Origin of the sequence: Sanguibacter sp. 25GB23B1, assembly GCF_040012415.1 — a bacterium.
Taxonomy (GTDB): domain Bacteria; phylum Actinomycetota; class Actinomycetes; order Actinomycetales; family Cellulomonadaceae; genus Sanguibacter.
Genome location: NZ_JBDYKL010000018.1, coordinates 37,023 through 60,813 on the forward strand (window position 1 = coordinate 37,023; position 23,791 = coordinate 60,813).

23 protein-coding genes are annotated in these 23,791 nt (G+C 71.0%); 14 read left to right on the forward strand and 9 right to left on the reverse strand.

All coding sequences use genetic code 11. The features are described from left to right. Positions 1-93: 93 nt before the first annotated feature. Positions 94-792 carry a Maf family protein gene (locus tag ABKW26_RS11375; protein WP_348593766.1) on the reverse strand — a complete coding sequence of 233 codons (699 nt, stop codon included), beginning with the start codon at positions 790-792 and terminating at the stop codon, positions 94-96. 136 nt (positions 793-928) lie between these two features. On the opposite strand from ABKW26_RS11375, the gene ABKW26_RS11380 reads away from it, so the two are divergent. Beyond that, positions 929-1,687 carry a thioredoxin domain-containing protein gene (locus ABKW26_RS11380; RefSeq protein ID WP_348593768.1) on the forward strand — a complete coding sequence of 253 codons (759 nt, stop codon included), beginning with the start codon at positions 929-931 and terminating at the stop codon, positions 1,685-1,687. A gap of 84 nt (positions 1,688-1,771) precedes the next feature. On the opposite strand, the gene ABKW26_RS11385 is transcribed toward ABKW26_RS11380, so the two are convergent. Next, the gene (locus ABKW26_RS11385) at positions 1,772-3,487 is read right to left on the reverse strand and encodes a DUF885 domain-containing protein (protein WP_348593770.1); all 1,716 of its coding nucleotides are present in this window, start codon (positions 3,485-3,487) and stop codon (positions 1,772-1,774) included. A 109-nt stretch (positions 3,488-3,596) separates the two neighbouring features. Here ABKW26_RS11385 and ABKW26_RS11390 point away from each other — a divergent pair, with 109 nt between their 5' ends. Continuing rightward, positions 3,597-4,292: a vitamin K epoxide reductase family protein gene (locus ABKW26_RS11390; protein ID WP_348593772.1), complete on the forward strand. Its 696-nt coding sequence runs from the start codon at positions 3,597-3,599 to the stop codon at positions 4,290-4,292. Positions 4,293-4,296: 4 nt separating this feature from the next. On the opposite strand, the gene ABKW26_RS11395 is transcribed toward ABKW26_RS11390, so the two are convergent. From ABKW26_RS11395 to ABKW26_RS11405, 3 genes are read right to left on the reverse strand one after another with little or no spacing between them, the layout of a single operon-like run. Then, a complete protein-coding gene (locus ABKW26_RS11395; protein ID WP_348593773.1) occupies positions 4,297-4,542 on the reverse strand; it encodes an acyl-CoA carboxylase epsilon subunit in 246 nt (81 codons plus the stop codon). Next, entirely contained in the window at positions 4,539-5,117 is a 579-nt protein-coding gene (locus tag ABKW26_RS11400) for a hypothetical protein (RefSeq protein ID WP_348593775.1), read from the reverse strand. Before ABKW26_RS11400 ends, ABKW26_RS11395 begins: the two co-directional genes overlap by 4 nt. Beyond that, positions 5,114-6,712: an acyl-CoA carboxylase subunit beta gene (locus ABKW26_RS11405; RefSeq protein WP_348593776.1), complete on the reverse strand. Its 1,599-nt coding sequence runs from the start codon at positions 6,710-6,712 to the stop codon at positions 5,114-5,116. The genes ABKW26_RS11400 and ABKW26_RS11405 overlap by 4 nt, the downstream gene beginning before the upstream one ends. A 154-nt stretch (positions 6,713-6,866) precedes the next feature. On the opposite strand from ABKW26_RS11405, the gene ABKW26_RS11410 reads away from it, so the two are divergent. Together ABKW26_RS11410 and ABKW26_RS11415 are read left to right on the forward strand one after the other, a co-directional pair. Next, a complete protein-coding gene (locus tag ABKW26_RS11410; protein ID WP_348593778.1) occupies positions 6,867-7,718 on the forward strand; it encodes a biotin--[acetyl-CoA-carboxylase] ligase in 852 nt (283 codons plus the stop codon). Between the two features lie 64 nt (positions 7,719-7,782). Further along, on the forward strand, positions 7,783-8,823 hold the full coding sequence (locus ABKW26_RS11415; RefSeq protein WP_348593780.1) for an adenylate/guanylate cyclase domain-containing protein: 1,041 nt from the start codon (positions 7,783-7,785) through the stop codon (positions 8,821-8,823). Between the two features lie 25 nt (positions 8,824-8,848). Here ABKW26_RS11415 and ABKW26_RS11420 read toward each other — a convergent pair whose 3' ends face one another. Continuing rightward, positions 8,849-9,619 (reverse strand): SOS response-associated peptidase, encoded by a 771-nt coding sequence (locus tag ABKW26_RS11420; protein WP_348593782.1) that lies wholly within the window; start codon positions 9,617-9,619, stop codon positions 8,849-8,851. Positions 9,620-9,754: 135 nt separating this feature from the next. Here ABKW26_RS11420 and ABKW26_RS11425 point away from each other — a divergent pair, with 135 nt between their 5' ends. From ABKW26_RS11425 to ABKW26_RS11435, 3 genes are all read left to right on the forward strand, one after another. Further along, positions 9,755-10,327 carry a hypothetical protein gene (locus ABKW26_RS11425; protein ID WP_348593783.1) on the forward strand — a complete coding sequence of 191 codons (573 nt, stop codon included), beginning with the start codon at positions 9,755-9,757 and terminating at the stop codon, positions 10,325-10,327. 152 nt (positions 10,328-10,479) lie between these two features. Continuing rightward, positions 10,480-11,664, forward strand: coding sequence for a multidrug effflux MFS transporter (locus ABKW26_RS11430; RefSeq protein ID WP_348593829.1), 1,185 nt, complete (start codon positions 10,480-10,482; stop codon positions 11,662-11,664). Between the two features lie 39 nt (positions 11,665-11,703). Continuing rightward, positions 11,704-12,441, forward strand: a complete 738-nt coding sequence (locus tag ABKW26_RS11435; RefSeq protein ID WP_348593785.1) for a hypothetical protein — start codon at positions 11,704-11,706, stop codon at positions 12,439-12,441. A gap of 70 nt (positions 12,442-12,511) precedes the next feature. Here ABKW26_RS11435 and ABKW26_RS11440 read toward each other — a convergent pair whose 3' ends face one another. Next, the gene (locus ABKW26_RS11440) at positions 12,512-14,116 is read right to left on the reverse strand and encodes a molybdopterin-dependent oxidoreductase (protein ID WP_348593787.1); all 1,605 of its coding nucleotides are present in this window, start codon (positions 14,114-14,116) and stop codon (positions 12,512-12,514) included. A gap of 271 nt (positions 14,117-14,387) precedes the next feature. Between ABKW26_RS11440 and ABKW26_RS11445 the strand changes: the two genes are divergently transcribed. Continuing rightward, positions 14,388-15,035 (forward strand): hypothetical protein, encoded by a 648-nt coding sequence (locus ABKW26_RS11445; protein WP_348593788.1) that lies wholly within the window; start codon positions 14,388-14,390, stop codon positions 15,033-15,035. 10 nt (positions 15,036-15,045) lie between these two features. Here ABKW26_RS11445 and ABKW26_RS11450 read toward each other — a convergent pair whose 3' ends face one another. Continuing rightward, positions 15,046-15,477, reverse strand: coding sequence for a VOC family protein (locus tag ABKW26_RS11450; RefSeq protein ID WP_348593790.1), 432 nt, complete (start codon positions 15,475-15,477; stop codon positions 15,046-15,048). Positions 15,478-15,681: 204 nt separating this feature from the next. On the opposite strand from ABKW26_RS11450, the gene ABKW26_RS11455 reads away from it, so the two are divergent. Further along, positions 15,682-16,704: a zinc-binding dehydrogenase gene (locus ABKW26_RS11455; protein ID WP_348593792.1), complete on the forward strand. Its 1,023-nt coding sequence runs from the start codon at positions 15,682-15,684 to the stop codon at positions 16,702-16,704. Between the two features lie 78 nt (positions 16,705-16,782). On the opposite strand, the gene ABKW26_RS11460 is transcribed toward ABKW26_RS11455, so the two are convergent. After that, on the reverse strand, positions 16,783-18,081 hold the full coding sequence (locus tag ABKW26_RS11460) for a family 16 glycosylhydrolase (protein ID WP_348593794.1): 1,299 nt from the start codon (positions 18,079-18,081) through the stop codon (positions 16,783-16,785). Positions 18,082-18,834: 753 nt separating this feature from the next. Here ABKW26_RS11460 and ABKW26_RS11465 point away from each other — a divergent pair. The 5 genes from ABKW26_RS11465 to ABKW26_RS11485 all read left to right on the forward strand — a co-directional run bounded on the left by ABKW26_RS11465 (position 18,835) and on the right by ABKW26_RS11485 (position 23,788). Beyond that, complete coding sequence (locus ABKW26_RS11465) at positions 18,835-19,272, forward strand: hypothetical protein (protein WP_348593796.1); 438 nt, start codon at positions 18,835-18,837, stop codon at positions 19,270-19,272. A gap of 183 nt (positions 19,273-19,455) precedes the next feature. Continuing rightward, positions 19,456-20,052 (forward strand): hypothetical protein, encoded by a 597-nt coding sequence (locus tag ABKW26_RS11470; protein WP_348593798.1) that lies wholly within the window; start codon positions 19,456-19,458, stop codon positions 20,050-20,052. Between the two features lie 44 nt (positions 20,053-20,096). Continuing rightward, complete coding sequence (locus ABKW26_RS11475) at positions 20,097-21,479, forward strand: hypothetical protein (RefSeq protein ID WP_348593799.1); 1,383 nt, start codon at positions 20,097-20,099, stop codon at positions 21,477-21,479. Between the two features lie 305 nt (positions 21,480-21,784). Beyond that, complete coding sequence (locus ABKW26_RS11480) at positions 21,785-22,261, forward strand: hypothetical protein (RefSeq protein WP_348593801.1); 477 nt, start codon at positions 21,785-21,787, stop codon at positions 22,259-22,261. Positions 22,262-22,561: 300 nt separating this feature from the next. Then, a complete protein-coding gene (locus ABKW26_RS11485) occupies positions 22,562-23,788 on the forward strand; it encodes an ATPase, T2SS/T4P/T4SS family (protein WP_348593803.1) in 1,227 nt (408 codons plus the stop codon). The last annotated feature ends 3 nt before the right edge of the window (positions 23,789-23,791 follow it).

A 23,791-nucleotide genomic window follows, 5' to 3' on the forward strand; every position in this document is an offset into this window, starting at 1 on the left:
CAAGGGCCTATGGTCGGCTTTGGAGGGTTCCTCCATGGTGGTGGTCCACGACCAGGGTGCGAGCCCTCGGTCGAGGGGCTGCGTTGGTGGTTCTCACATGAGAGGGGCGCCTGCGGCGGGGCGGGTGGTCCGGTCGCCGTCCCACAGGTCTGTCCACTCGATACCGATCTGTCCCAGCAGCTCCCGCAGGAGCGGGAGGCTCACACCGACGACCGAGTGGTAGTCGCCCTCGATGCCCGTGACGAACGCGCCGCCGAGTCCGTCGACGGTGAAGCCGCCCGCGACCGCGAGCGGCTCCCCGGTGGCGACGTACGCGTCGATCTCGGTGTCGCTGAGATCGGCGAAGTGCACCGTGGTTGCGCTCGTCGCCCCGAGCGTTCCGCCGGTGCCGCCCGCGTCGGCGTCCCGGAGATCGACCACCCAGTGACCGGTGTGCAGGATCCCGGACCGGCCGCGCATCGCGCGCCAGCGCTGCACGGCGACCTCGGCGGTGCCGGGCTTGCCGTAGATCTCGCCGTCGAGCTCGAGCATCGAGTCGCAACCGAGGACGACGTCGGGCTGAGCGTCGACGTCGTCCGTGGCCGACTCGATCGTCCGGGTGACGTCCTCGGCCTTGGCCTGAGCGAGCAGGAGGACCGCGTCCGCGGGGTCGAGAGGGCCGAAGCGCTCGCGGGCGGCCGCGAGGACGGCGTCCTCGTCGACGGCGGAGACCGTCACGGAGGGTGTCACACCGGCGGCGGTGAGGGTGCTGAACCGGGCGGGGGAGGCTGAGGCGAGCAGGAGCGTGGTCACGGGAGCCAGCCTAGTGAGCCCGATAGCCTGATGCCGACCACACACCGGGCGGCAGCGGAGTCCGCTGTCTGCCTCTCCCGTGCGGCGTCGGACCTTCGTCCCGCACGCTGCACGGTCTGCCGAAGGAGAATGAGCTATGTCCACTCTTCACGCGCCGCGTGCCCGGCGCGGACTCGCGCCGGGCGTCCTCGTGGCGTTCGCGAGCCTCGTCGGGCTCGTGGGGTGCGCCTCGGCACCGGCCGCGAAGGTGAGCGCGTCGGTGGACATCGAGGCGACCGCGCCGGAGACCGACGAACCGTCGCCGGAGGAGTCCACCGAGGGCTCGTCCGGGCCGGGTGAGATGGGCGTCACCGTCACCGAGGGGTCCGTGATCCTCGGGGACGAGGACGCGACCACCGAGGTGCTCGTGTTCCAGGACATGGCGTGCCCGCACTGTCGGTCGATGCACGAGACGATCGGCGAGGACCTGCGCGAGTGGGCTCTCGGCGGTGACGTGAGCGTCGAGCTCGTCACGGTGGACTTCCTCAGCCAGGGGTCGAGCAGCTTCTCGACCCAGGCGGCGAACCTGCTCGCGACGGTCGCTGCGAACGAGCCCGGTGCATGGTTGGCCGTCCAGGACGCGCTCTTCGAGGCGCAGGACGACGATCTCGACGACGACGGCTACCTCTCGCTCGCGCGAGACGCCGGTGCCGACCTCTCCGACGACGCAGAAGAGGAGTTCGCGGACCAGGGCGACGACGGTTTCGTCGACGCGGCCCGCGACGACGCGCAGTCGGAGGGCATCTCGTCCGTCCCGTCGATCTTCGTCGACGGTGTTCAGATCGACGGGATGACGTACGCGGAGATCCGTGACGCCCTCGTCGACGCGGTGGAGGAGTCCATCGAGGCAGGGTGACACCTGGCTCCCACGATCGCGCTGGGGGCTTGCCGAGCGTCCCTCAGCGCGCGGCGAGCCCCCAGTGCCCGTTCTGTGCCATGCCTACCGGGCGAGCGCACCCTGGAGGACGTCGAGGCCGACCGACCCGAGGCTCAGCGCACGGGCGTGGAACGCGCGGACGTCGAAGTCCTCACCGCGGGCCTCGGCCGACGCGCGAGCGGCGTCCCTCGCCTGCTCCCAGAGACGCTGGCCGACCTTGTACGACGGCGCCTGGCCCGGCCATCCGAGGTAGCGGTTGAGCTCGAAGCGGACGAAGGCCTCGGGCATGTTGACGTTGGCGCGCAGGAACTCCCACGCCTTGTCGGCGTCCCACACGCCGCCGCCCCACTCCTGGGGCGCGGTCTTGCCGAGGTGGACCCCGATGTCGAGGACCACGCGCGCTGCGCGCATGCGCTGGGCGTCGAGCATGCCGAGCCGGTCGCCCGGGTCCTCGAGGAAGCCGAGGTCGGCCATGAGGCGCTCGGCGTACAGGGCCCAGCCCTCGCCGTGACCGGAGACCCAGCAGGCGAGCCGGCGCCAGTCGTTGAGCGTCGCGCGCTCGTAGACGGCCTGGCCGCACTGGAGGTGGTGGCCAGGGACGCCCTCGTGGAAGACCGTCGTCTTCTCGCGCCAGGTGTTGAACTCCGTGACCTCCGGTGGCACCGACCACCACATGCGGCCGGGGCGGGAGAAGTCGTCGCTCGGGGGCGTGTAGTAGATCCCGCCGGTCTGGGTGGGGGCGATGCGGCACTCGAGCTCGAGAACGGGTGCCGGGATGTCGAAGTGAACACCGTTCAGGGCGCGGACGGCCTCGTCGGAGGTCTCCTGCATCCAGGCGCGCAGCGCATCGGTGCCGTGCAGGGTGCGGGACGGGTCGGCATCGAGGATCGCGACCGCGTCCTCGACCGTGGCACCGGGGCCGGCGATCTCCGCCGCGACCGCCTCCTGCTCGGCGATGACGCGCGCGAGCTCGGCGAGCCCCCACGCGTACGTCTCGTCGAGGTCGACCGTCGCCCCGAGGAAGTGCCGGGACGCGAGCGCGTACCGCTCGCGCCCCACGGCGTCGACGGTCGGCGCCTGCGGTGCGAGCTCGTCCCGGAGGAACGCCGACAGCGTCGCATAGGCCTCACGTGCGGCGACGGCGCCGTGCTCGAGCTCCTTGCGCACGACCGCGCAGGCCGACGAGTCGTCGAGGACGAGGTCGACCGCGCCCTCACGGACGAACGTCGTGAAGAACGACTCCGCGGGGTCGGCGAGCTCGTCGGACTGCTTGAGGCACTCCTCGACCTGACGCACGGACGCGACGTGACCGCGCCCGGCTGCGTGGCGCAGCGAATCCACGTAGCCGGCCATCGCCTCCGGGAGGGCGTTGAGCCGAGCCGCGATGTTCTCCCAGTGCTCCACGGTCTCCTGCGGAGCGACGTCGAACACGTCCCGCATCTCTTGCAGCGGCGACGCGATGACGTTGAGCATGCGGTGGTGCTCGCCTGCAGCCTCGAGCTCGAGGTCCAGCCCGAGACGTTCTCTCATCGCGGCGAGCGTGACCGCGTCGACCGCGTCGACCGGGTCGAGCCCGGACAGCTCGTCGAGCGTCTGGCGCACGAGGGCGGTGCGGGACGCGATCCCGGCGGGGGAGAGGTCGGTCACCAGGTGGTCGAACCCGGGGATGCCCAGGGACGTGGCGGTGAACGGGTCGAGCCGAGCGGTCTCGCGGACGAACCGGTCGGCGACCCCGTCGATGGCAGAAGGGGTACGCACGGGCGTGTGCTCTGTGGTCATGCTCCGACCGTACCGGTGGGTGGGGCGCGAGGACGATCGTCCCGGGAAACTCCCAGACGGGTGCGGGAGCATCGTGTGTAGCCCCACCCACCTGAGGGACCGAGGACCGATGCCCGACGACGACCTGACTACTCTCGACGCCAGCGCGGACGAGGAGCTCGAGATGCTCGAGGAGGAGATCGAGCTCGAACGAGCGTCGACGGAGCTCCGCGGCTTCCGCCACTCGGACCTCTGGATCTTCGGCACGATGGCCTTCTCAGCGACGCTGAGCCTCATCGCCGCGTTCGTGCTGTCCTACGACGCGGTCGAGCTCGCCGCGGACCCCTCTGCGGCGCTCAGCTGCAACATCAACGCGGTCCTCAACTGCGGCTCGGTGGCGCTCTCCTGGCAGGCCAGCCTCTTCGGCTTCCCCAACGCGTTCCTCGGGCTCATCACCGAACCGGTGGTCATCACCATCGCGGTCGCGGCGCTCGCGGGCGTGCGCTTCCCCCGCTGGTTCATGTTCACCGCGCAGGTCATCTACTTCCTCGGTCTCGTCTTCGCCGTGTGGCTCTTCACCCAGTCGATGTGGGTCATCGGCGCGCTCTGCCCGTGGTGCCTGCTCATCACGATCTCGACGTCGCTCGTGTTCCTCACGCTCCTGCACTACAACGTGCGGGAGGACAACCTCTACCTGCCCGCCGGTGCCCAGGCGCGGCTGCTGGGCTGGGTGCGCAAGGACTACGACCTGTACGCGGGTCTCGTGTGGGTGGCGTTCATCCTCGGGCTCATCGTCATGAAGTACGGCGAGCGCCTGCTGGGCTGAGCGTCTAGGAGCGCAGGCTCCAGCGCCAGGCGTCGCGCGACGGCGTCGCGCGGACGCCGGGCAGCGACCGGGACCGGTCGCTCCAGGCGGAGCGCACCGGCTCCTCCGCGTGCAGCGTGCCGCTCGCGGCCGCGACGAGACCTGCGACGAGGGCAGCCAGCTCCATGTCGTCCGGGGCGCCGCGCACCACCCTGACGTCCGCGGGGGACGCCTGCGCCGCGGCGTCGGTCGACGATCGGGGGCCGTTCACTCGTCACCGTCGTCGTGGCCGTGGTCGTCGAAGAGCACGGGGACCCCGCGGGACGCGCCCCACTCGGAGACCTCGAAGCCGCTGTCGATGAGGCGCTGGGCGATCTCCTCGCCGCTCGCGTCGACGAGGCCGAGCACCGAGTCCATCGAGAGGTCGGTGGTGCCGACGGGAGGGCCGACCACGAAACCGAGGTGGAACGTCTCCGGCTCGTCCTCGTGGGTGTCGTCGGTGTCGGAGCCGGCGTGCTCGTCGTCGTCCCAGGTCATGCCCGTGAGGTCGGAGTGGATGCCGAGCCGCTCGTGCACGAGGTCGTAGAGGGTCGCGTTGAGCGTCGACACCTTGGACTCGATCGCGAGGATGCGCGGGTCCTCGTCCGCCTCGTGCGCCCCGAACTCCGCGCGGACGCCCGTCGCGGTGATGACGTAGTCGTGGAGCGCCGACGCGATCTCGTCGACCGTCGAGTGGAGGATCGCCACGTCGACGTTCGGGAGGGGCTCCGGGCTGTGGGCCGCGTCGCCGTGTCCGTGGTCGTCGTCGTGCCCGTGGAGGCTGTTCGTGATGTCGTCGTCGTTCATAGGGGGATGTTTCCGTGCTTCTTGGGAGGGAGGGTCGCACGCTTGGTGCGCAGGGCTCGCAGGGCCCGGACGATCTGGATGCGGGTGTCGTGGGGCGCGATGACCGCGTCGACGTACCCGCGCTCGGCCGCGTCCCACGGGTTGACGATGGCGTCCTCGTACTCGTCGGTGAGCCGCTTGCGCTCCGCGTCGACGTCGAGGCCCGCGTCCGCGGCTGCCTTGAGGGCGCTGCGCTGGAGGATGTTGACGGCACCGCCGGCGCCCATGACGGCGATCTGCGCCGTGGGCCACGCGAGGTTGACGTCGGCACCGAGCTGCTTGGAGCCCATGACGATGTACGCGCCGCCGTAGGCCTTGCGCGTGATGAGGGTGACGAGCGGGACCGTCGCCTCGGCGTACGCGTAGATGAGCTTCGCGCCGCGGCGGATGATCCCGTTCCACTCCTGGTCGGTGCCGGGCAGGAAGCCGGGGACGTCCACGAGGGTGATGACGGGGATGTTGAACGCGTCGCACGTGCGCACGAACCGGGCGGCCTTCTCCGCGGCGTTGATGTCGAGCGTCCCGGCCATGGAGAGCGGCTGGTTCGCGACGATGCCGACCGACTGGCCCTCGACGTGGGCGAAGCCGACGAGGATGTTGCGCGCGTAGAGCGGCTGGACCTCGAGGAAGACGCCCTCGTCGACGATCGACTCGACGACCGACCGCATGTCGTACGGCTGGGAGTCCGAGTCGGGGACGAGGGCGTCGAGCGCGAGATCGGTCTCGGTGACCTCGAGCTCCGTGTGCTCGGGGGCGAACGTCGGTGCGTCGCTGAGGTTGTTCTGCGGAAGGTACTCGAGCAGGTGGCGCACGTAGTCGAGGGCGTCGTCCTCGTCCGCGGCCATGTAGTGGGCCACGCCCGAGCGCTCGTTGTGGGTGAGCGCGCCGCCGAGCTCCTCGAAGCCGACGTCCTCACCGGTCACGGCACGGATGACGTCCGGGCCGGTGATGAACATGTTCGACGTGCCGTCGGCCATGACGATGAAGTCGGTGAGCGCAGGGGAGTACACGGCGCCGCCGGCGCTCGGGCCGAGGATGAGCGAGATCTGGGGGATGACGCCCGACGCGGCGACGTTGCGGCGGAAGATCTCCGCGAACTGCGTCAGGGCCGCGACGCCCTCCTGGATCCGTGCGCCACCGCCGTCGGAGATGCCGATGAGCGGCACGCCGGTGCGCAGCGCGAGGTCCATGACCTTCGTGATCTTCTGCCCGTGCACCTCGCCGAGGCTGCCGCCGAACACCGTGAAGTCCTGTGAGTAGATGCAGACCTGGCGACCGTCGACCGTGCCGTGGCCGACCACGACCCCGTCGCCGGCGATGCGCTTCTTCTCGAGCCCGAAGTTCACGGAGCGGTGCTTGGCGAACGCGTCCATCTCGACGAAGCTGCCGGGGTCGAGGAGCCCTTCGATGCGCTCGCGGGCGGTCTTCTTCTTCCGGGCGTGCTGCTTCTCGGCGGCGGCGGCCTCGGGGGCCTCCACCGCGCTCGTGTACCTCTCTGCGAGGTCCGCGAGCTTGGCGGCGGTGCCGGTGTGGGCGTGCGTGGTTGCGTCAGTCACGCAGCCGAGCCTAGTTGCTGGCCGGTCCCGTTTCATGTGCGCCCATCCGCACGGTTCACCCGGGAGCCTTTGGCGGGACCCTACAAGCGACCCCGATGTGCTGGAAACGTCCTCGACAGCCCCTGCCGTCCGTGGCCTGCGGCATGATGGGCACATGGACAGTGCTGACCGCCAGCCGCTCGACGCCGGTTTCCTCCGCGAGCTGCTCGTCGCGCCGACCGGTCCGCTCGCCCGGCTCGAGATCGTCGATCGCTCGGAGTCGACGAACACCGAGCTCGCGGCCTCCGTCGCAGCCGACCCGGACGCCTGGCCTGCCCCCGCGCTGCTCGTCGCCGAGCATCAGGTCGCGGGACGCGGTCGGGCCGGCCGTGTCTGGGAGACGCCCGCCCGGTCCGCGCTGACGTGCTCGCTGCTCGTCCGCCCGCAGGTCCCGCGCGAGGCGATGAGCTGGCTCCCGCTCCTGGCCGGGCTCGCGACCGTCACGGCGCTCCGCTCGACCCTCGGCCTGCACGCCGCCGCGAAGTGGCCCAACGACGTCCTCGTCGAGGACGCCGGCCCGCACGTCGAGGGGTGGGGGACCGCACGCAAGGTCGCCGGCATCCTCACCGAGCTGCTCCCGGACGGCGGAGCGATCGTCGGCATCGGCGTGAACGTCTCCCAGACGGCCGAGGAGCTCCCCGTCGAGAGCGCGACCTCCTTGGCGCTCGCGGGAGCAGCGACCACGGACCGGGTCGTCATCCTCACGGCGCTGGGCGAGGCGTTCACCTCGGTCCTCGCCCGCTGGGCTGGGGCCGGTGGCGACGTGGTGTCGTCCGGTCTCGACGAGGAGATCGCGGCGGTGTCGGCGACGGTCGGCAGCCAGGTCCGCGTGAGCCTGCTCGACGGGTCGGCCGTCGTCGGTGAGGCGACCGGTCACGCGCCCGACGGCGGGCTGGTCGTCGCGGACGCCCAGGGGCGGACGCAGACCGTGCACAGCGGTGACGTGCATCACCTTCGCGTAGGCTGACCCGGTGCCCACCCTCCCCCCTCCTTCGCCAGCAGACGCACCCCGGCCAGCAGACGAGGATCCGGTGCACCCGGCCGCAGAGGAGGAGGTGGACGAGCCCGACCCCGGTCGCGCCCTCGACGAGGCGCTGCTCGGTGGGCCGCGACGGCTCACCCTCGACACCCTCGCCGAGCAGACGAACCTCAGCCACACCTACCTCCGGTCGTACTGGCAGGCCCTCGGCCTCCCGGTGATCGCCGACGAGACGACGTTCACGGACGACGACGCCGAAGCACTGCGGCAGATCGCACGCTTCGCCGACGACGAGCAGCTCTCCTCCCGGTCGCTCACGACGCTCGTCCGCTCCGTCGGTCACACCGCGGAGCGCCTCGCTCTCTGGCAGGCCGAGGCTCTCGTCGAGCAGATGACGCACCGGCACGGCCTCGACGACACGAGCGCGAGGCTCCTCGTCCTCGACCGGCTGCCGAGCCTCGCGCCCGTGCTCGAGGCGCAGCTCGTGCACGCCTGGCGTCGTCAGCTCGCCGCGCTCGCGGGGCGGTGGAGCGTCGAGTTCTCCGGCGCCCGCGCGACGGACGAGAGCGGACAGGGAGAGCTTCCCCTGCCGCGCGCCGTGGGCTTCGCCGACATCGTCTCGTTCACCACCCGGACCGCGAGCATGAGGTCGTCCGAGCTGGCCGAGTTCGTCTCGGACTTCGAGGCCGGAGCGCGGGACATCATCACGTCGGCGGGCGGGCGCGTCGTCAAGACGATCGGCGACGCGGTGCTCTTCATCGCGGACGACGTCCAGACGGGGGCGCGTGCCGCGCTCGGCCTCGCGACGGCGGGGGAGAGGGGCGACAGAGAGCTGGGCGAGGTACCGCAGGTACGGGTGAGCCTCGTGTGGGGTCGTGTCCTGTCCCGGTTCGGCGACGTCTTCGGACCGTCCGTCAACCTCGCGTCCCGGCTCACGGACGAGGCAGACCCGGGCACGGTCCTCATGGACCCGGCCACCGCGAAGCTCCTCGCCGGCGACACCCAGTACGCGCTCACCGGACAACCCGGCCGGGAGATCCAGGGCCTGGGCGTCATCGCCCCGGTCCGCCTCCAGCGGGCGTACGCGCCCTGACCGTCGCCGGTTGCATCGACCGGCCTCACGGGTGCTCGGCGCCGCCCGGAGCAGGCGGGTCGACCGGCGTGAGCAGCTCGGGCCCCTGGGTGCCGACGCGATTGACGGTCGTGCCTACCTCGTAGAACGACTGGTCCGGTGCGGGCGCGTCGAGCAGGGCGACGGCCTCCTCGGCGCCGACCGACGGGTCGAGCCACTGGTCCCACCGGTCGCGTGAGAGGGCGACGGGACGCCGGTCGTGGAGCTCGGCGAGACGACCGGTCGCGGGCGCGGTGACGATCGTCGTCGTCACGAGCCACCGAGCCGGGTCGTCGTCCGCTCGCGAGCGGTCCCGCCAGAACTCGTAGAGCCCGGCGAGCGCGAGGACGTCGCCGTCCGTCGGGTGGACGAAGCAGGGACGCTTGAGCTTCGGGGCGGCCGGGTCGGGCTTGCGCCACTCGAAGTAGCCGTCGGCCGGGACGATGCACCGGCGGCTCGCCGCAGCGCGCTTGAACGCCGGCTTCGTGAGGAGCGACTCCGAGCGCGCGTTGATCATCCGGGCGCCGCCACGCGCGTCCGTCGACCACGACGGGACGAGGCCCCACCGGGCCGTCTTGAGGGACCGGACCGGGGGTGATCCCTCGGCAGCGCGCTCGACGACGATGCGCACCGGGTCGGTCGGCGCGACGTTCCACGACGGCGCCAGCGCCGCCACCTCGTCGTCGAACACCGCCAGGACGTCCTGGATCCCGGCGCGGATCGCGAAGGCGTCGGCGAGGTCCTGGGCCTGCCGGAAGGATGCATACCGTCCGCACATGGTCCCAGCGTGCCTCATCCGGCGGCCGCGTGCCGCTCGTCCGTGCCCAGCCATCATGTTTCGCACAGCACTGCCGATGAAGTAAGGGAGATCACACGGACACAGGTGCAGGACCATCGGTGCGGGAGGCACGCCATGCGAGGACGACACGCGATCACCGTGGCGATCGTCGGTGCGGTGGCGATCCTCGTCGCGGCCCCGCTCACCTCGTGCGGAGCCCTCGGCAGCCTGACCCGCGGCTCTGCGGAGTCGCACTCGGCCGTGTCGGTCGCCGACTCCCTCGCGCTGCCGACCGAGGTCGGCGAGGTCGTCTCCGAGGAGCAGGCACCTCTCCTCCCGGAGGGGCAGGTGGCGTACGAGCTCGACAGCGGCCCCACCGTCCTCGTCCGGACGGACGCAGCCCTGCCGCCCGCCGTCACGGCCGACGTGCTGGCCGTCTCCGCCACGCTCTCGAAGGACGCCGGCTCCGAGACGGCGGCAGACACGGCAGCCGACCTCGCGCAGCACGCGAGCGACACGACCGGCAAGAACATCATCATCGTGTTCCAGGACGACGACGGGCCGGCACCCGGTGTCTGGACGCACACCCGTGCCGCCGACGTCCCCGTCCCGCGCTCGACCGATCTCGAGCGGGTCACGCGCCATCTCGAGGACTGGGTCGCCGCACAAGCCGCACCCGCGTCGTTCGAGATCATCGTGACGGACTGACGCCCCGTCCTGACGGTGCGCCAGGGGCGACGTTCCGCCGATCGAATCGTTATGATCGACTCGTGACGACGCCCTCCGCCGGCCCCGCCGGCAGCCCCAGCACCACCCCGCAACCCGCCCCGCTCCGGACCGCCGGCTTCAAGTACGTGCTCATGCTCGGTGCGCTCGCAGCACTCCCGGCGATCAGCACCGACATGTACCTGCCCTCGCTGCCCACCGTCGAGAGCGACTTCAGCACCACCCAGGCCGCCGCCCAGTTCACGATGTCCGGCATGCTCATCGGAGGCGCGGTCGGCCAGCTCGTCATCGGCCCGTTCTCCGACCGCTTCGGCCGCAGGCTGCCCCTCCTCATCGGCATCTCCCTCCACGTCCTCACGTCGCTGCTGTGCTCCGTCGCGCCCGGGATCGAGACCCTCATCGGGCTGCGCATCGCCCAAGGATTCTTCAACGCGGCCGCCGCCGTCGTGGCCATCGCCGTCATCCGTGACCTCTTCGTCGGCTCGGAAGCGGCGCGGCTGCTCTCCCGGCTCATGCTCGTCATCGGCATCGCACCCCTGCTCGCACCCACGGTCGGCGGGGCGATCGCCGAGACGTGGCACTGGCGCGCCGTCTTCTACGCGCTCGCCCTCATCGGCCTCGTCCTCGTCCTCATCGTCTGGCGGTGGATGCCGGAGACCCTCCCCGCGCAACGCCGACGGGTCGCAGGACCACGCGGTGTGGCCGGTGGATACGGCGCACTCCTCCGCGACCGGCACTTCATGGCGCTCGCAGTCCTCCCCGGTCTCGGTATGGCCGTCATCATGAGCTACGTCGTGGGCTCGCCGTTCGTGCTCCAGGACGACTACGGGCTCAGCTCGACGCAGTTCGCCGGGATCTTCGCGCTCAACGGGGTCGCGCTCGTGCTCTCCGCACAGGTGAACGCGTCCCTCGTGCGCAAGGTGTCGCCGGTCCGGATCCTCCGGGCCGCGATGCTCGCCCAGCTGACGCTCGCTGCGGGCCTGCTGGCCGTCGTCCTCACCGGGGCGGGCGGACTGGTGGGGCTCGTCGTGGCCCTGTGGCTCGTGCTCGCGATGCAGGGGTTCATCCCGGCCAACGCGTCGGTCCTCGCGCTCGGCGGCTACGGTCACATGGCCGGGACGGCGGCTGCGCTCATGGGCGCCATGCAGGCCGGTGTCGCCGGGATCGTCAGCCCGCTCGTCGGGGTGTTCGGCGGCGGCGCCCTCGCGATGGTCGGCGTCATGATCGGGAGCATCGTCCTCGGCGTCGTCGTGCTCGCCACCGCCACTCCCGCGTTCCGCAAGGGTGGGTGGCACGCTCTCGAGGCTGCACGCCAGTAGCCTGGACCGCGACCACCCACCGAGCAGAGGAGCGGGACAGTGCAGAGCAAGGGAGTGCTGGCGCTCTGGGCCGTGGTGACGGCGCTCGTGGTGGGCGGCCTGACGTTCGCGGTGCTCGCATTCCTGGGCGGCGACGACGAGCCGGAGGCGTCGGGCGTCGTGGTCGACGAGCCGGTCGGCGCAGCGCTCGACGACCTCGGGTCCGAGGGAGGCGCCGACTCCCCGACCGTCACGCCCCCGCCCGAGGTGGAGAGCGTGCTGGCCGAGGACGTCGGCTTCTACTCGGTCCGGGCGTACTCGCTCACGCGGATCAACGACCTCTCGATGTCCATCGAGAAGGACGACGTGCTCGTCACCGACGGCGTCTACCAGGCCGTGCTCGGACCGGAGATCATCGAGGCGAGCGAGGTGTACCAGGTCGACGTCCAGGACGAGGAGGCTGCCGACCTCAGCGTCGGCACCACGACGGTGACCGACGCCTCCTGGTCCGTCTACACGCGCTTCAACGACGCCGCCGCGCTCAAGGCCGCGACCTCCGACCTCGGCTGCCACGAGTCGCCCGACAACATGATCGCCATGGTCAAGGGGACCGAGCTGCTGCGGCTCGTCGCGCTGCCGACCGACTACTGCGGGGACGGCTTCACGCGAGGACAGATCGTCTGGCTGACGTTCTACGGATCCGACGGTGTGGCGTCGCAGGACGCGGAGAAGACGGCACGAGACCTTGCGGCCGCTCTCCTCGGCGACGAGACCACGGGGGCTGAGGAGACCGGGTGACGAGGCCGTCGATCCCGACGGTGCTCGCAGCCGATCGCGACGGTGCCCTCAGTGGACCTCGACGGTGACGTCAGTCGACCTCGACGGTGACCTCGTGCCAGCCGCTCGCTCCGTCGGGCGCCGGCGGCGCCTCGGTCGAGGTCTGCACCTCGCCGGTGGCATCCGTCGCGCGCACCCGGAGGGTGTGCCGGCCGGGCGTCGCCTCCCAGAGGTAGCTCCACTGGCGCCACGTGTCGGTCGAGGCCTCGTCGGCGAGCGTCGCGGGCTGCCAGTCGCCGTCGTCGACCTGGACCTCGACCGCGTCGACGCCGACGTGCTGCGCCCACGCAACGCCACCGACCGGGATGGTGCCGGCCTCGAGCGCCGCGGAGGAACGAGGGACGTCGATGCGTGAGGCGGTCTTGATGGGCCCGCGCTCCGTCCAGCCGCGCGGGGTCCAGTACGCGACGTCGTCCGCGAAGGTGGTCACCTTGAGCTCCGTGACCCACTTGGTGGCCGAGACGTAGCCGTAGAGGCCTGGCACCACCATGCGCACCGGGAAACCGTGCCGCAGCGGCAGGGGCGCGTCGTTCATCCCGACGGCGAGGAGCGCGTCGCGGTCGTCGGTCAGCACCTCGAGCGGGGTCGATGCCGTGAAGCCGTCGACGCTGCGCGAGAGGACCATGTCCGCCTCCGGCAGGGGCTTGGCGCGGGCGAGCAGCTCACGGACCGGCAGCCCGAGCCACTTCGCGTTGCCGACGAGGTCGCCGCCGACGGGGTTGGACACGCACGCGAGCGTCACCCACGCCTCGACGAGGTCTTCCTCCAGCAGCTCGTCGAACGTGATCTCGACGACGTTCTCCACGAGGCCGTAGACGCGCAGCCGCCAGGTGGCAGGGTCGACCTGCGGGATGATGAGGGCCGTGTCGATCCGGTAGAACTCCTCCGTGGGCGTCGCGAAGGGCACGACGCCCGGTGTCGCGGACTGGACACCGGCCGGGAGCGCAGGCGCTCGCCGGGCGGGTGCCGGCAGGCGCAGCATCTCCCGCGCGGTGTCCGCGACGCGGCGGGACGCGCTGAGCAGCTGGCCGCCGACAGCGGCGATGGCCGCGACCGACGTCGTGAGGACGGCGGCGCGCAGGAAGGCGCGTCGGTCGGTCGCGCCCGGCCCCGGCTCGGACGATCCGGGCCCCTGCGCGCCCGGCACGCGGGCCACGAGCGCACGGAGCGCGAGCATCCCGGCCACGGTGCCGACGAGCGTCGGGATCGCGTCGGTCGCCCCGACACCCTCGCGCGTGAGCACGGCGGCGAGCGCGACGGCACCGAGGGCGACGACCAGCGCGAGAGCCACCCGCAGGCGTCGCACCGCGACGAGGCCGATCCCGGCGGTGAGCGCCAGCACGACGATCGCCATGCCGACGAACAGCGCGGCCTTGTCGTTCGTGCCGAACCTCGAGATCGCGAGGTCCTTGAGCCAGGCCGGCGTGGCGTCGACGAACGCGCCACCGACCGCGACGACGGGGTTCGACGACGGGTCGAACAGCACCGACACGAGCGAGGCGACACCGAGCGTCACAGCCCCGGCGAGCACACCCGAGAGAGCCGCCGGGACGTGGGAGGAGCGCCCGGGGACTGGCGTCGGCCGGTCCGACGGCTGCGGCGTGGAGGCGGTCGGTTGCTCGCCGGTGAACGTCATCTTCCGAGTATGGACGTGCTTGCTGGGTGACACCTGCGGGACACGACCTCGTCGAGCGCTGTTCGCGGGGCGCCGTCGCGTACCCGGATGTCCTTCGGCCCGATGACGGACACCCACGCGACAGACGGTGCAGGCCCGCCGGGCGCGTCGTCCTCGACACCCGCGACAGCCTCGAAGCTCAAGCAAGGCAACACCGGTCCGCTGTGCGGTCCTGTACCTCGTGTCGCGCCTCGCCTCCCGCGCGGGCTAGCCTCCCGCTATGGCCACCCCGATGACTTCTCCCGACACGTACGCCGCGGCCCGCCGCGGCCCGCTGCTCGTCACGCTGGCGCTCGCGGCCGTGTGCCTGCTCACTGCATGGGCGACCTTCTCCACCGCACGCGGCGGCGGGATGGACCCGGCCCCCGACGACCCGGCGTGGCTCGGCGCGATCCCGTACGTCATCGCCGGCGGCGCCGCCCTCCTCGGGCTGTGGGCGCTCGCCTGCGTCCCCGGTGTGCTCAGGCACCGTCTCGAGATCGACCGGGAGGGCATCCGGTGGCGGTCGATCGACCTCCCCTGGGACCGTGTCCAAGCAGTCCGGGTCCTCGTCCTCAGCACGACGAAGCCGCTGGTGACCTCACCGACGCCGCGTTCGGCGCGCACGAGCGCACGGGTGTCGCTCGAGGTGAGCCTGCGTGAGCCGGAGCTCGCCGAGGGACAGCAGCCGGCGCTGCGCTCGCTTCGGATCCCCGGGACGGCCACCGAGGGCTACACGCACCACGTCCCGCTCGGTCCGGGCGCGGTGTTCCCGGGCTCGGACCCAGCGACGTTCGCCCCCGACGTCCAGGCGGTGCTCGCCCGGGTGGCGGCCCCGATCTACCACGGTGCGGTCATCCGTCAGACGGCGACCACGTGGACACGGGGCACACCTGCGTGACGTCCTGACGTCAGACAGCGATGCAGAACTCGTTGCCCTCCGGGTCGGCCATCGTGATCCACGACGACGGCCCCTGCTGACCGACGTGCAGGAACGTCGCCCCGCGTGCCTCGAGGGCGGCGCGATGCTCCTCGAGGTCTCCACCGGCCCGCACGTCGAGGTGCAGGCGGTTCTTCACGGACTTCGCCTCGGGGACGAGCTGGAACAGCACGCGCGGCGTCCCGGGCGGTCCCGCCGGGTCGGTGATGGCAGCGCCGACCTTCCACACGAGCCGGCCGTCGTGCGTCGTCGTGTCCTCCGCGGTGGCGAAGCCCTGGTCGACCATCGACCGGATGAAGGACTCGTCGCCACGCTCGACCTCCCACCCCAGCGTCTCGGCCCACCAGTCGGCGAGCGGGTGCGGGTCGGAGCAGTCGACGACGACCTGGACGGCGTATCCCATCGTCCGATCGTAGGACGCGGGTATCCGTTCTACCAGGGGCCGGGACCGGCACCGCACGACCGACTACGACAGGTGTCGTAGAAGGGTCGATCTCCTCGGCTGACGTGGACGCCCGAGACCGGAGCGACGATGGTCTCGTGATCGGGACGGGTCCCGATCACGCCAGACGTCGCCGCCACCACGCGGCAGAAGGAAGGACCAGCCATGAGATCTGTCCACGTCACCGCGCCCGGCACCACCGCGTGGGTCGAGACCCCACGACCGGAGGTGGGCGCACGCGATGTCCTCCTCAAGGTCAGGGCGTGCGGCATCTGCGGCTCGGACGCGATGTACACCCAGATCGGAGGCATCCCGCCGCGACAGGGCGCCACCCCGCTCGGGCACGAGCCGGCGGCCGAGGTCGTCGAGGTAGGACCGGAGGCCACGGGCGTCGAGGTCGGTGACCACGTGGTCGTCGACACGATGGCGTTCGTCGACGGCTTCCTCGGCTCGGGCGGCGAGCAGGGCGCGCTGTCCGAGTACGTGCTCGTCAAGGACAACGAGCCCGGGCGCCAGCTGCGCGTCATCCCGCCGCACGTCCCGTGGGAGGTCGCTGCGCTCAACGAGCCGATGGCCGTCGCGGCGCACGCCGTCAACAGGACGAGCCCGAAGGCGGGGGACAAGGTCGTCGTCTTCGGCGCGGGCCCCATCGGTCTCGGCGCTGTGCTCGCCTACAAGCGGCGCGGGGTCGCGCACGTCGTCGTCGTGGATGTCATCGCGTCCCGGCTCGCCAAGGCGCTGGAGATCGGTGCGGACGCCGTCGTCAACTCCGCTGAGGAGGATGTCGCGGCCCGCCTCGTGGAGCTGCACGGGAACGGTGCGACAGCGCGGGTGCGTGGGGTGCGCTCAGCGACGGACATCTTTCTCGACGCGGCGGGAGCCCCGCCCGTCCCGGCGACCGTTGCCGCGGTCGCGTCCCACGGTGCGACGTTCGGGATCGTCGCCGTCCACAAGCGGCCGGTCGAGCTCGACCTCGGGGCGCTGCTCTCCACCGAGCTGACGATCGTCCTCTCGATGGGCTACCCGACGGAGATCTTCGAGGTGACGGACGACATCGTCGAGAACTGGGAGAAGTACTCGCTCATCATCAGCGACGTCCTGCCGTTCGACCGCGCCCTCGACGCGCTCGAGCTCGCGCAGACCCCGGGAGCAGCGGACAAGGTCGTCGTCGTGCTCGACGAGGACTGACAGCCGGGCGAGACGCACCGGCCGCCGAGCGCCCGGAGGCGCACGACGACCGGCGGTGTGCCTGATCGACCAGCAGCGTCAGACGGTCCAGCGCTGGTTGGCCTGACCGTTGCACTCCCAGAGGTGGATCTTCTGGCCGTCGCGCAGCGGCAGGCCGCCGGAGGCGTCGAGGCACTTCCCGGACTGCGGGTTGCGCAGCACGCCGGTCGACGCGGTGTACGTCCAGCGCTGCGCGCCGGTCCCGTTGCAGGTCCACAGCTGGACCACGGTGCCGTTGGCGGTGGCGCCACCGGCGACGTCGAGGCACTTGCCGAGAGCGCGCACGCTGCCGTCGGCCGCGCGCGTCCACGTCTGTGCCGCGTTGCCGCTGCAGTTGGCGAGCTGCAGCTGCGTGCCGTCCGCGGTCGAGGCCCACGGGACGTCGAGGCAGAGGTTCCCGCCGTTGGCGCGCAGAGCGCTCGTGCCGGTCGAGCCGCCCGTCCCGGGATTGCCGGGGATGGAGCCGGCGTTCGATCCGTTGTCGAGCACGCGGATCCAGTCGACCTTCATCTGCTGGGGGAAGGTCGTGCTCCCGTCGGGGTAGCCGGGCCACTGGCCGCCGACGGCGACGTTGAGGATGAGGAAGTACGGCTTGTCGAACACCCACGCGTTGGCACCGACGGACGCACGCGTCACCTGGTGGTACTGGACGCCGTCGACGAACCAGGTGATCGATCCGGGCTTCCAGTCGATCGCGAACGTGTGGTAGTCGTCGGCGTAGGACCAGCCCTGCGGGTGCATCTTGCTGCCGGTGATGCCCGCGCCGCCGGAGTAGCCCGGCCCGTGCACGGTGCCGTGGACGATGTGCGGCTCCTTGCCGACGTTCTCCATGATGTCGATCTCGCCGGAGGCGGGCCAGGACGCGGCCGGGAAGTCCCCGCCGAGCATCCAGAAAGCGGGCCAGATGCCCTGTCCGCGCGGGATCTGGATCCTGGCCTCGACGCGCCCGTACTGGATCTCGACCTTGTCGTTCGTCTGCAGACGGGCCGAGGTGTAGCCGCCGTTCGCCTCCTTGCGCGCGGTGAGGACGAGGTTGCCCTGACCGTCGAGCGCCGAGTTCTGGCGGGACGTGGTGTAGTTCTGCAGCTCGGCGTTGCCCCAGCCGTTGTCGCCCGTGTCGTAGTTCCACACGGAGGTGTCTGGCCCGGCGCCGGCGGCACCGTTGAACTCCTGGGACCACACGACGTCGCCGATCGCAGCGGGGAGCGGGGCGGTCGGAGCCGCGCCGTGCGCGGCCGCGGTGGCGGTGGTGCCGGCGGCGACGAGGACGAGTGCGCTGAGCAGCGCCGCGAGCGGGCGTCCCTTGCTTACCGGGACGGATCTGGACATGAACGGCATATGGGTCTCCTTTGACGGAAGTCGCCGACACTAGCGGAGGAGTTTGTTCACTTCAAGAGCGAAATACCGTATGTCCCGGGCGACGCGCCGCCGGCGCGGTCCCCGACCGCCCCCGATCGAGCGTTGTCGCAGGTCGGTGGGGACTTCGCCCCATCGCTGGGCGGCGACGGGCTCGGGTACGGTCCGGGGCATGGCTGGAGGGGGTGTCCCGGACACCCTCCGGGACAAGGCGCGCGTGATGCGTACCTGGGCGCTGGGCGTCCAGACGACGCGGGACTCCGTGGCTCATGGACCATGCGATCACCAGCGCGCCGTGGCTCGTCCAAGGAGCAGCGACAGCATCCTCGGCCCGAGGCTGGCATACGTGCTCTCCGGCGGCCGGCTCTTTGGCGCATTCCACGACGACGGCAGCTTCACCCCGGTGCTCGTCACCGACATCGACGAGGGTATGAAGGCCCCTGGGTCGGTCGAAGAGATCTTCGTCCAGCAGCCTGTGGGTCAAGCACGTCGGGGATCCCGAGCCTGGCTCGAACCTCACTCCTGCGCTGGCTCCGGCATGCGCATGACGTCCCGCCTGCGCCTGGTCCGTGGTGTCGACCGTCCAGCGCTTTACTCACTGACCAGCCCCGATGGGGAGTTCTGTCCATCCAGACCGCCCCGCTCGGGGCTCCTCGTGGACTAGCCTCTTCAACAGAGGCAGTACCGCGCTCAGGTCCAGGCCAGAGCACATCCGTCGTCCATGCAGGGAGCACCGTGACCACCGGATCACCAGCGCTGACGGGTACCGTCGCGATCAACCACGACATGTTGGTCGCCAACATCGGCAAGGTCGAGGGACTTCTGGAGCAGCTCGGCAGAGCCCGAGAGCAGCTCGAGCTGATCACCACGCGGCCCCTGCGGCAGGCGTGGTCGTCTGTCCCGTCGCTCGTGTCCTTCGCGGGCTCGTACGTCGACGCCTGCGCGACGACGATCGCCATCCTCGATCAGGCGGAGCTCAAGGTGGTGGGGATGGCCGACTCGCTGCGGGCGTTCGTCACGGAGATGTACGGCCAGGACCAGGCGGCCCTCGACGCGCTCACCGCACTTGAGGAAAAGGTCGACGACGCTCTCGCGGCGGCGCCTCTCCCGACACCGGACGTGCAGTACAACGGGCGGATCATCAAGACCCACCAGCATCAGCAACCGATCTGACCGAGCTGGTTCGTCATCGAGCCGGTTCGTCGAGCAGCCCGTTCCAGCAACAGAGAAGGTGTCATCGTGTCGCAGTGGGGTCCACCAGGCCAGTCCGCTACCGAAGGGCCTGCGTCGTCCTCTGTATCTCGGGAGAGGGGCGGTCGTGGCCTGATCGTGGCGGTCGTTGCTCTCGTTGTCGTCGTGGCTATCGCAGCGATCCTGTTCGTCACCGGAGTGTTCGACCTTGACTCTGACAGCCGGAGCGGGGACGGCGGCTCAGCCGCGGAAACCCCGGACGCTGCCGAGGAGGTCGTGCCGGGAGTGACTGTCGGTACGCCGGAGAACCCGTACACCGGTGGTGAGAGCTTCACGGTCATGGAGGACTGGACCTTCACCGTCGGGGACTCGGACACCGACGCGTGGCCGGACGTCGCTGCTCAGTGGGACGGCCGGCCCGACGTCGATCAGTACCAGCCCGGACCGGGCATGGTGTTCGTCATGGCGCCCGCCTCCATGACCTACACCGGCCCCCCCACCTACCAGGGCCGCGTCAAGGGGTTCTTCGTCACCTATGTGGCGCCTGACGGCACCATCATCTACCCCAAGTGCGGCCGCTACGGCACCACGTTCGAGGAGTTCGACTGGTCCTCCGTCGACGATGAGCCATCGGACGAAGGAGCTATCTGCGCCGAGGTGCTCCCCGAGCAGGTCGAGGGCGGTCAGTGGCAGGTGACCATGTACACCTATGACGAGGACCTCACCGAACGCCTCGTCGAGGTCTACTACGCCCTCAGCTAGACCCACCTCACCACCGGCACCACCCCGCACCGACTGGAGCATCCATGGCACACTCAGGCCCGAATCAGGCCACCCTCAACCGGGTGAGGCTGCAGGCGTCCATCGACGAAGCAGTCCCAGACTCGATGAAGCTCGCTCGCGCAGTCCTGGCTTTGGAGTCTGCCGGGGAGACCCTCAAGACCATCGCCATCGATGTGGGCTGGACGGGGGTCTCTGCGGAGAACTCCGCCGAGACCTTCAACGCGCTAGGTCTCAAGGTGCTCAAGCACAGCGAGAACGTCGGCGCTCTGAAGGCCGTCGCGGAGAAGGCTGAGACGCTCGTCGTCGGGGGGCGGACGGATGCCGACAGCGTCGCTGGCTTGTTCGACACGGCCGACGTCTTCCAGCCGATGATCGACGCTGTGGTGCCGGTGACCGAGATGCGGGACGCCGAGGCGCTCGAGAAGCTCCAGGTGCTCAACGCGACCGCCGCAGTGCTCACGCTCGACGCTCAGGCGATCAACGCCACCGCCCAGGAGAACCGCGTCGATCCTCAGGCGCTCCTGCCCGAGCCCGTCCCGGTCCCCGGCCCGCACGAGGACCCTTCCTGGGGCTCGTCCTCAGGCGGCTCGGGCCCGGGGGGTCCCTCAGGCAGCTACGCCACCACCCCCTACAGCCCAGGAGGCGTCGGGACGGGCGGGAACGGCAGCCTCGTCGGCGGAGGGTGGCCCGGCAGTCCTACCGGAGGCGGAGGGTCCGACGGTGCGGGCCACGGCGGCGCGGGGACCGGCAGCACTGGCGGGCCGGGCAGCGGTCTCAGCTCAGGCGCACCCGGATACGGCTCGGGCACGGCGGGTGGCTCAACGTCGGTGGACGGTGCGACGGGCGGGTACGTGAACGGTGCGGGCGGGTACGGGACGGGTGACCGTGGCGGCGCGTCGGGCTTCGCCGGCGGTGCTGGTGGATCGGTCGGTGCGGGCAGCAGTGGCGGTTTCGGGTCGGGCGGGATGAGTGCCGGCGTGATCGGTGCGGGCTCGGCCGGTCTGCTCGGGGGCGCCCGGTCGGGTGCCTTCGGTGGTGCGGGCTCGGGCCTCTTCGGGGGTGGCAGCGGAGCGGGCGGACGCCCTGGCGCGGTGGTCCCGGGTGCTGGTGCGGGCGGGACTGCTGGCGGTCGCGGCGCGGGCATGCCCGGCGCCGTTCCTGGGACGGCCGGGACGCCGGGCACCGGGGGAGCGACAGGCATGATGGCCGGCGGTGGCGGCGCGGGTGGTGCAGGCGGCTCGTCGAAGAAAGGCAAGCGCACCTCCGCGACCTACCTCGCACCGCGGATCGACGACGATCCCTCAACACCAGGGCGCGTCGCTGCGATGCGCGCCGGCTCACGTGCCGCACTCGCCGCACAGCCGCCGCCCCCCACACCCGACGAGCCCGATGACGACCGCTGGTAGCCGCAAAGGCTCCGCGAGCACCAGCGCCCTGAACGACCCCGCAACCATTCCCACGCAAGGACCACCGAGTGTCGCACACCAGTCCGCCCCTCCAGCACGGAGCCGTGCCGCAGCCGCCACCAGCCACGCGTGCCCATGCCCGGCGTAGGCGCTGGGTCGCGGTGGTCGTCGCCGCTGTCGCGCTGGTCGTGGTGGTCGGCGTAGTCCTGGTCGTCACTGGGGTCTTCGGACCCGGCTCTGACAGCCCGAGGGAGCACGGCTCAGGCGAGGAAACTTCGGACGCCGCCGAGGAGGTCGTCCCGGGGGTGACCGTCGGTACCCCGGAGAACCCGTACACGGGTGGTGAGAGCTTCACGGTCTTGGAGGACTGGACGTTCACCGTGGGAACCTCGGACACCGACGCGTGGCCGGACGTCGCTGCTCAGTGGGACGGCCAGCCCGACGTCGATCAGTACCAGCCCGACCCGGGCATGGTCTTCGTCATGGCGCCCGCCTCCATGACCTACACCGGCCCTCCCACCTACCAAGGTCGCGTCAAAGGTTTCTTCGTCACCTTCGTCACCCCCGACGGCACCCTTGTCTACCCCAAGTGCGGCCGCTATGGCACCACGTTCGACAGTTTCGACAACTCCGCGGTCAGCGACGAGTCGTCCGAGGACGCCACATTCTGCGCACCCGTGCTCCCCGAGCAGGTCGAGGGCGGCCAGTGGCAGGTGACCATGTACACCTATGACGAGGACCTCACCGAACGGCTCGTCGAGGTCTACTACGCCGTCAGCTAGGCCCCCATGCACCAGCAGCCGTTCGGAGCCGGGCGGCCTGTCCAGCGGTCCCGGAACCCAGCCATGACCTCAGGGGACATCTCCCCATCGTCATGGGATCCGCGATCCTCCTACCCTCTGCGGGTGGACCTCGGGGAAGCCGAGAGGGCCGCCGCTCTGCGCGCGGCCGGTTATCCACAGGCCTGAGCGGTGTGGGGCGTTCGTCCCCTATCGTCGGACCGTCTCGTCGGGCCTGTCCGACGACGTTGCTCGACACGTGCGCGGAACGTCTGTGCGCGATGACATGCGAGGGGGATCGGTATGGACGGCGTGGCGATCCTCGAGTCCGAGGTCAGAGAGCTCGTCCGGCGACGTGGCCTGGACCCGTCCCGTGACGCGAACGGGATCCGCGACCTCGTCGCCGAGGTCATGGCCGACTACGACGCACGGTCCATGAGCGGTGCCGTCCCAGCGATCGTGGACACCCGCGGCGCCGCGAAGAGCGTCATGGACGCCGTCGCCGGCCTCGGCCCGCTGCAGAAGTACCTCGACGACTCGTCGATCGAGGAGATCTGGATCAACAACCCCGCCCAGGTCTTCGTGGCCCGCAACGGTCGCGCCGAGCTCACCTCGACCATCCTCAGCGAGGAGCAGGTCCACCATCTCGTCGAGCAGATGCTCAAGTCGTCCGGGCGGCGTCTCGACCTCTCGAGCCCGTTCGTCGACGCGTCGCTGCCCGGGGGCGAGCGCCTGCACGTCGTCATCCCCGACGTCACGCGCCGCCACATGGCGGTGAACATCCGCAAGTTCGTCATGCGCGCGTCCAACCTCGGCGATCTCGTGCTGTCCGGGTCGCTCACCGCCCACGCCGCCGGACTCCTCGACGCGTGCGTGCGCGCCGGCCTGAACGTCCTCGTGTCCGGTGCCACCCAGGCCGGGAAGACGACGATGCTCAACGCGCTCGCCGGATCGATCCCGCCGCTGCAGCGCATCATCACCGCCGAGGAGGTCTTCGAGCTCAACCTCGCCAACCGCGACGTCGTCGCCCTCCAGTGCCGGCAGCCGAGCCTCGAGGGCACCGGCGAGATCCCGCTGCGACGGCTCGTCAAGGAGGCGCTGCGCATGCGCCCCGACCGCATCGTCGTCGGCGAGGTGCGCGAGGCCGAGAGCCTCGACCTGCTCATCGCGCTCAACTCCGGCGTCCCGGGGATGGCCAGCATCCACGCCAACTCCGCGCGCGACGCCGTCTCGAAGATCTGCACGCTCCCGCTCCTCGCGGGCGAGAACGTGTCGAGCCAGTTCGTCACCCCGACGGTGGCGTCCGCGATCGACATCGTCGTGCACCTCGGCATGGAGGCGTCCGGGGCGCGGCGCGTGCGCGAGATCGTCGGCGTGACAGGCAGGGTCGAGGCCGGGATCGTCGAGACGGCCGAGCTCTACGGCTGGACCGGCCGCGAGCTGCGCCGCGGCGACGGCTTCCCTCCGCACCCAGACCGTTTCGAGCGCGCGGGCATCGATCTCGCCGCCATGCTCCGGCCGACGGCATGACGG